Below are 6981 nucleotides of genomic sequence, written 5' to 3' on the forward strand. Positions count from 1 at the left end.
TCCCCACATTCACGTGCGGCTTCGTCCGTTCAAATTTCCCCTTGGCCATTTAGCGTATCCTCGATTTCAGAGTGACTTCGGGTGTCAGAGTCACTTCTTGTTGATCACCGCCTCGGCGACGTTCTTGGGCGCCTCGACGTAGTGCTTGAATTCCATTGAGTAAGTCGCCCGGCCCTGGGTCAGCGAGCGCAGGGTAGTCGAGTAACCGAACATTTCCGCCAGCGGCACCTCCGCCTTGATCGCCTTCATGCTCCCGGGCAGGTCCTCCATGCCCTGAATCATGCCGCGCCGGCCCGACAGGTCGCCCATGACGTTACCCATGTAATCCTCGGGTGTCTCGACTTCGACGGCCATCATCGGTTCGAGCAGCGTCGGGGACGCGCGGCGCATGCCTTCCTTGAAGGCCATCGCCGCGGCCATGCGAAACGCGTTCTCGTTCGAGTCCACGTCATGGTACGAGCCCTCGAAGAGCGTGAACTTGATGTCGACAACCGGAAATCCGGCGAGCACGCCGCTGCTGATCGCATCCTGCAGGCCCTTGTCGACAGCCGGGATGTATTCCCTCGGGACCGTCCCGCCCTTGATCGCGTCGATGAACTCGTAGCCCTTGCCAGGTTCGTTCGGCTCCAGCTTGAGCCAGACGTGGCCGTACTGCCCGCGACCGCCCGACTGCTTGACGAACTTGCCTTCCTGCTCGACCGACTTCTTGATGCACTCGCGGTACGCGACCTGAGGCGCGCCGACGTTGGCGTCGACCCCAAACTCCCGCTTCAGTCGGTCGACGATGATTTCGAGGTGCAATTCGCCCATACCGGAAATGATCGTCTGCCCGGACTCCTCGTCGGTACGCACGCGGAACGACGGGTCCTCCTGCGCCAGACGGCCCAGCGCGACGCTCATCTTTTCCTGGTCCTGCTTGGTCTTCGGCTCGACCGCGACGTGAATCACCGGCTCGGGGAAGACCATCCGCTCGAGGGTGATCACGGCCGCCGGATCACACAGCGTCTCGCCGGTGGTGACTTCCTTGAGACCCACGCAGGCGGCGATGTCCCCCGCGAGAACTTCCTTGAGTTCCTCACGGTTGTTGGCGTGCATCTGCAGCAGGCGACCGATTCGCTCGCGACGGCCTTTCGTCGGGTTGTAAACCGTGTCCCCGGATTTGAGAACGCCCGAATAGACGCGAATGAAGGTCAGCTGGCCGACGTACGGGTCGGTCATCAGCTTGAAGGCCAGCGCCGAGAACTTGGCGGTATCGGCAGCGTCGCGCATGGCGACCGCGCCGGCTTCGTCCTCCCCGGCGACCGGTGGAATGTCGACCGGCGAAGGAAGCAGGTCGATCACCGCATCGAGCATGCGCTGCACGCCCTTGTTCTTGAAAGCCGTTCCGCAGAGCGCGGGCTGTATCTCGCAGGCGATCGTGCGCTCACGCAGGCCCCTGACGATGTCGACCTCACTCAGATCGCCCTCCTCGAGGTACCTGTCCATCAGCTCCTCGGAGGACTCTGCGGCGGCCTCGACCATCTTCCCACGCCATTCCTCGGCCTCTTCGGCGAGCTCGGCCGGGATGTCGCGATAATCGAACTTCATGCCCAGCGAGGCCTCATCCCAGTAGATGGCCTTGCGCTTGACCAGGTCGACGACTCCTGCAAAAGCATCCTCGCGACCGATCGGAATGACGATCGGCACTGGATTCGCCTTGAGGCGAGTGCGCATCTGGTCGATGACCTTGAAGAAGTCCGCGCCCTGCCGGTCCATCTTGTTGACGAACGCGAGCCGGGGAACCTTGTACTTGCTGGCCTGGCGCCAGACCGTCTCGGACTGCGGCTGGACGCCGCCGACGGCACAGTAGATCATGCACGCGCCATCGAGGACGCGCATCGAGCGCTCGACCTCGATGGTGAAGTCGACGTGCCCCGGCGTATCGATGATGTTGATGCGGTGCTCGGGACGATCGAGCTGCATCCCCTTCCAGAAGCAGGTCGTCGCCGCGGAGGTGATGGTGATGCCACGCTCCTGCTCCTGCGCCATCCAGTCCATGGTTGCCGCACCGTCATGCACTTCGCCGATCTTGTGATTGATCCCCGTATAGAACAGGATCCGTTCGGTCGCCGTTGTCTTGCCGGCATCGATGTGAGCGCTGATACCGATGTTCCGGTAACGCTCGATGGGAGTTTTGCGTGCCACAGTCATCAACCTTCGCTAGTAAAGAACGATTTCCAGCGCCCGGAGAGGCGCTGCAGGACGGGGCCTAGAAGCGGAAGTGCGCGAAAGCCTTGTTCGCTTCGGCCATGCGATGTACCTCGTCCCGCTTCTTGACGGCGCCGCCCCTGCTCTCCGACGCTTCGAGCATCTCCGCGGCCAGACGCTGGCCCATCGACTTCTCGGAACGCCTGCGCGCCGACTCGCGGAGCCAGCGCATCGCCAGCGCCATTCGCCGGCTCGGTCGAACCTCGACCGGAACCTGGTAGTTGGCGCCGCCCACACGCCGGCTCTTGACCTCGACGAGCGGCTTGATGTTGCCCAGCGCTAGCGAGAAAACTTCGAGCGGATCCTTGCCGGTCTTGTTGACGATCTGGTCGAAGGCGCCATAGACGATCCGCTCGGCGACCGACTTCTTGCCGCTCTTCATGATCGTATTGACGAATTTCGACACTTCGACGTTACCGAACTTCGGATCCGGCAGGATATCGCGCTTCGGTACTTCACGACGACGGGGCATAACGACCTCTCAATGTCAGACTTCATCCAGGAGCGAACAGCGTCGCCGCTCCGCACGGGCCATGCAGGCGCCCTTGCTCGGTCGAAAGCGCTTCAGGCGGCTTTCGGGCGCTTGGTGCCGTACTTCGAGCGGCCCTGCTTGCGCTTCTTGACTCCCTGAGTATCCAGAGAGCCACGCACCGTGTGATAACGGACACCCGGCAGATCCTTGACGCGGCCACCGCGGATCAGCACCACCGAGTGCTCCTGAAGGTTGTGACCCTCGCCGCCAATGTACGAGATGACCTCGAAGCCATTCGTCAGACGCACCTTGCAGACCTTGCGCAGGGCCGAGTTCGGCTTCTTCGGCGTGGTCGTGTAGACCCGCGTACAGACGCCACGCTTCTGGGGACAGTTGCTCAGCGCCGGCACCTTGCTCTTGCTGCGTACGGCCTCGCGAGGCTTGCGCACCAGTTGATTGATGGTTGGCATTTTCCACCCTCTGTTCAGTTGGACGACCGGCCTGGCGAGCAGCCCGCGTCTGCAAAAAAACCAAGGCGGACCAAAGCCCGCCTGGCGATAGTCGTCGACGATGCCGCACCGCCCGGCTACGGGCAGAGGCGACAAAGGTCGCGATTCTAGGGTCTAGGCAGCTCTTTCGTCAAGCGACCGAGGCGTCCTGGGCGCTTTCTGCAGCAACCGGAAACGCTTCGTCAACCAGCAGATCGCTTTCCGCGGCCATGTCCTCACCCGCTGCGTTCTTCTTGCGCGTGGTGTGATAGGCAAGCCCCGTGCCAGCCGGGATCAGCCTTCCGACGATGACGTTTTCCTTGAGCCCGCGCAGCTCGTCCCGCTTGCCCATGATCGCCGCTTCAGTCAGCACCCGTGTCGTTTCCTGGAAGGACGCGGCCGAGATGAAGGAATCGGTGGACAGCGAAGCCTTGGTGATGCCGAGCAGGACGTACTCGTAGGTTGCTGGCAGCTTGCCTTCGCCGAGCATCCGGTCGTTCTCGTCGAGCAGATGCGCGCGCTCGACCTGTTCCCCCTTGATGAACTTGGTATCCCCAGGTTCGAGAACCTGGACGCGCCGCAGCATCTGGCGAACGATCACCTCGATGTGCTTGTCGTTGATCTTGACACCCTGCAGGCGATAGACGTCCTGCACCTCGTCGGTGATGTAGATCGCCAGAGCCTCGACGCCAAGCAGGCGCAGGATGTCGTGCGGATCGGGCGGACCATCGACGATCAGTTCGCCCTTGTTCACCACCTGCCCGTCGTGGACCAGAACGTGCTTGTCCTTGAGGATCAGGTACTCGTGGGTCAGACTGTCGAGATCGGTGATCACCAACCGCTGCTTGCCCTTGGTATCCTTGCCGAAGGAGATCGTTCCGGTGAACTCGGCGAGCATCCCGGCATCCTTCGGGGTGCGCGCCTCGAACAGTTCGGCGACCCGCGGCAGGCCACCAGTGATGTCCCGCGTCTTTGCCGATTCCTGTGGCAGGCGTGCGAGCACGTCGCCAACCGAAACCTGCTCCCCGTCCTGGACGTTGATGATCGCACCGACCTGGAAGGTGATGGTCACCGGATGCTCGCTGCCGTGCATCCGGACCTCCTGACCGTCCGGCTCGAACAGCCTGACCTGCGGGCGTAATCCCTTGCTTGGTGCCTTCCCGCCGCGCTTCGGATCGATGACCACCCGCGTCGACACTCCGGTCACTTCGTCGATCTGCTTGGCGACGGTTACCCCTTCCTCGACGTTCTCGAACTTGGCGATCCCTGCGTACTCGGCAATGATCGGACGCATGTGCGGATCCCAACTGGCCAGTCGCTCGCCGGCCTTGACCGACTGCGAGTCGGCAACCTGCAGCGCAGCGCCGTAGGGCACCCTGTGTTTTTCTCGCTCGCGCCCGTTGTCGTCGGTGATCACGATCTCGCCCGAGCGGGTAATGACGATCCTTTCCCCCTTCGCGCTGGTCACGTAGCGCATCGTCGCGGTGAAATGAACGATCCCGGCGCTACGCGTCTCGACGTGACTGGCCACTGCGGCACGCGATGCCGCACCGCCGACGTGAAAGGTACGCATGGTCAACTGCGTTCCGGGTTCACCAATCGACTGCGCAGCGATCACCCCGACGGCCTCACCGACATTGACCAGCGTGCCGCGACCCAGATCACGGCCATAGCACTTGGCACACAACCCGTACCGCGTTTCACAGGTCAACGGCGTACGCACCCGCACCTCGTCGATACCCAGGTCCTCGAGCAGGTCGCAGTGGTCCTCGCTGATCAGCGTCCCCTGCTCGATCATCGTTTCCTGAGTGTCGGGGTGGACGACGTCGACCGCGGTGACGCGACCGAGAATCGGTTCACGCAGGGCTTCGATCACCTCGCCACCCTCGATCAGTGCCTTGGTCGTCACGCCGTTGGCGGTGCCGCAATCCTCCTCGGTGACCACCAGGTCCTGGGTCACGTCGACGAGTCGGCGGGTGAGGTAGCCGGAGTTGGCGGTCTTCAGCGCCGTGTCGGCGAGACCTTTGCGGGCGCCGTGCGTCGAGATGAAGTACTGCAGGACGTTGAGTCCTTCGCGGAAGTTCGTGGTGATCGGCGTTTCGATGATCGAGCCATCGGGTTTGGCCATCAGGCCGCGCATCCCGGCAAGCTGCCTGATCTGGGCAGCCGAACCCCGAGCACCCGAATCGGCCATCATGAAGATCGAGTTGAACGACTCCTGACGCTCCACGACACCCTGGCGATTCTCGACGTCGACATGGCCAAGCTGATCCATCATCACCTTGGCCACCTGGTCGCCAGTCCGGCCCCAGATGTCGACGACCTTGTTGTAGCGCTCGCCGTTGGTCACCAGACCGTTCGTATACTGACCCTCGATCTCCTTCACCTCTTCCTCGGCGGCGGCAATGATCTGCCGCTTCTGGGCCGGGACGAGCATGTCGTCCGAACAGATCGAAATCCCGGCACGCGTCGCCAGCCGGTAACCGTTCTGCATCAGCTTGTCCGCGAAAACGACGGTTTCCTTGAGACCACAGCGGCGGAAAGCGGCGTTGATCAGCCTGGAGATCTCCTTCTTCTTGAGGGTCTTGTCGATCAGGCTGAAAGGCAGCCCCTTGGGCAGAATTTCCGAGAGCAGCGCGCGACCGGCCGTCGTGTGGTAACGCGTCGTCTTCTCCTCCCAGCCCCCTTCGGCAGAACGCTCGTGCTCGGTGATGCGCACGACGATGCGCGCGTGCAGATCGAGTTCCCCAGCCTCGAGCGCCCGGGAAACTTCGGCCAGGTCAGGGAAGACCATCCCCTCGCCGCGCGCGTTGATCCGTTCGCGGGTGGCGTAGTACAGCCCCAGGACGATGTCTTGCGAAGGGACGATGATCGGCTCGCCGTTGGCCGGTGAGAGCACGTTGTTCGAGGCGAGCATCAGCGTGCGCGCTTCCATCTGCGCCTCGAGAGAGAGTGGCACATGGACGGCCATCTGGTCGCCGTCGAAGTCCGCATTGAACGCTGCGCAGACCAGCGGATGCAACTGGATGGCCTTGCCCTCGATCAACGTTGGCTCGAACGACTGGATGCCCAGACGGTGCAGCGTCGGGGCACGGTTGAGCATGATCGGATGCTCGCGAATGACCTCTTCAAGGATGTCCCAGACGACGGCCTCCTGCGTCTCGACCATCTTCTTGGCCTGCTTGATCGTCGTCGCCAGCCCCATGACCTCGAGACGGTGGAAGATGAACGGCTTGAAAAGTTCAAGGGCCATCAGCTTCGGCAGGCCGCACTGGTGGAGTTTCAGTTGCGGACCGACGACGATCACCGAGCGGCCCGAATAGTCCACGCGCTTGCCGAGCAGGTTCTGGCGGAAACGACCACCCTTGCCCTTGATCATGTCGGCCAGTGACTTCAGCGGCCGCTTGTTCGCGCCGGTCATCGCCTTGCCGCGACGCCCGTTGTCGAGTAACGAGTCGACCGCTTCCTGAAGCATCCGTTTCTCGTTGCGCACGATGATCTCGGGCGCCTTCAGTTCGAGCAGACGCTTCAGGCGATTGTTGCGGTTGATCACCCGCCGGTACAGATCGTTCAGATCCGAGGTCGCGAAACGTCCTCCGTCGAGGGGCACCAGCGGGCGGAGGTCGGGGGGCAGGACCGGCAAGACCTCGAGCACCATCCACTCGGGCTTGATCCCGGACTTCTGGAAGCCTTCGAGAATCTTCAGGCGCTTGGAGAACTTCTTGCTCTTCGTCTCGGAAGTCGTCGTCTCGAGTTCGCTGCGCAGCGTCTCGA

Annotated in this window: 4 protein-coding genes; all 4 read right to left on the reverse strand. The window is 62.6% G+C overall.

Going from position 1 to position 6981, the window contains the following annotated elements; all coding sequences use genetic code 11:
* Window positions 1-90 precede the first annotated feature (90 nt).
* Complete coding sequence (gene fusA, locus NFW05_RS00920) at window positions 91-2184, reverse strand: elongation factor G (RefSeq protein ID WP_295301971.1); 2094 nt, start codon at window positions 2182-2184, stop codon at window positions 91-93.
* Window positions 2185-2248: 64 nt separating this feature from the next.
* Complete coding sequence (gene rpsG, locus NFW05_RS00925; RefSeq protein ID WP_295301972.1) at window positions 2249-2719, reverse strand: 30S ribosomal protein S7; 471 nt, start codon at window positions 2717-2719, stop codon at window positions 2249-2251.
* A 92-nt stretch (window positions 2720-2811) separates the two neighbouring features.
* Window positions 2812-3189 carry a 30S ribosomal protein S12 gene (gene rpsL, locus NFW05_RS00930; RefSeq protein ID WP_295301973.1) on the reverse strand — a complete coding sequence of 126 codons (378 nt, stop codon included), beginning with the start codon at window positions 3187-3189 and terminating at the stop codon, window positions 2812-2814.
* A 169-nt stretch (window positions 3190-3358) separates the two neighbouring features.
* A partial coding sequence (gene rpoC / locus NFW05_RS00935; RefSeq protein WP_295301975.1) for a DNA-directed RNA polymerase subunit beta' occupies window positions 3359-6981 on the reverse strand: 3623 nt, incomplete at its 5' end.

The sequence above is a fragment of the Accumulibacter sp. genome (assembly GCF_023806625.1).
Taxonomy (GTDB): Bacteria; Pseudomonadota; Gammaproteobacteria; order Burkholderiales; family Rhodocyclaceae; genus Accumulibacter.

What these genes read in the sequence shown, in the direction of transcription:
- rpsG (WP_295301972.1), bottom strand. Translation starts at nt 2,719, where the DNA reads ATGCCCCGTCGTCGTGAAGTACCGAAGCGCGATATCCTGCCGGATCCG.
- rpsL (WP_295301973.1), bottom strand. Translation starts at nt 3,189, where the DNA reads ATGCCAACCATCAATCAACTGGTGCGCAAGCCTCGCGAGGCCGTACGC.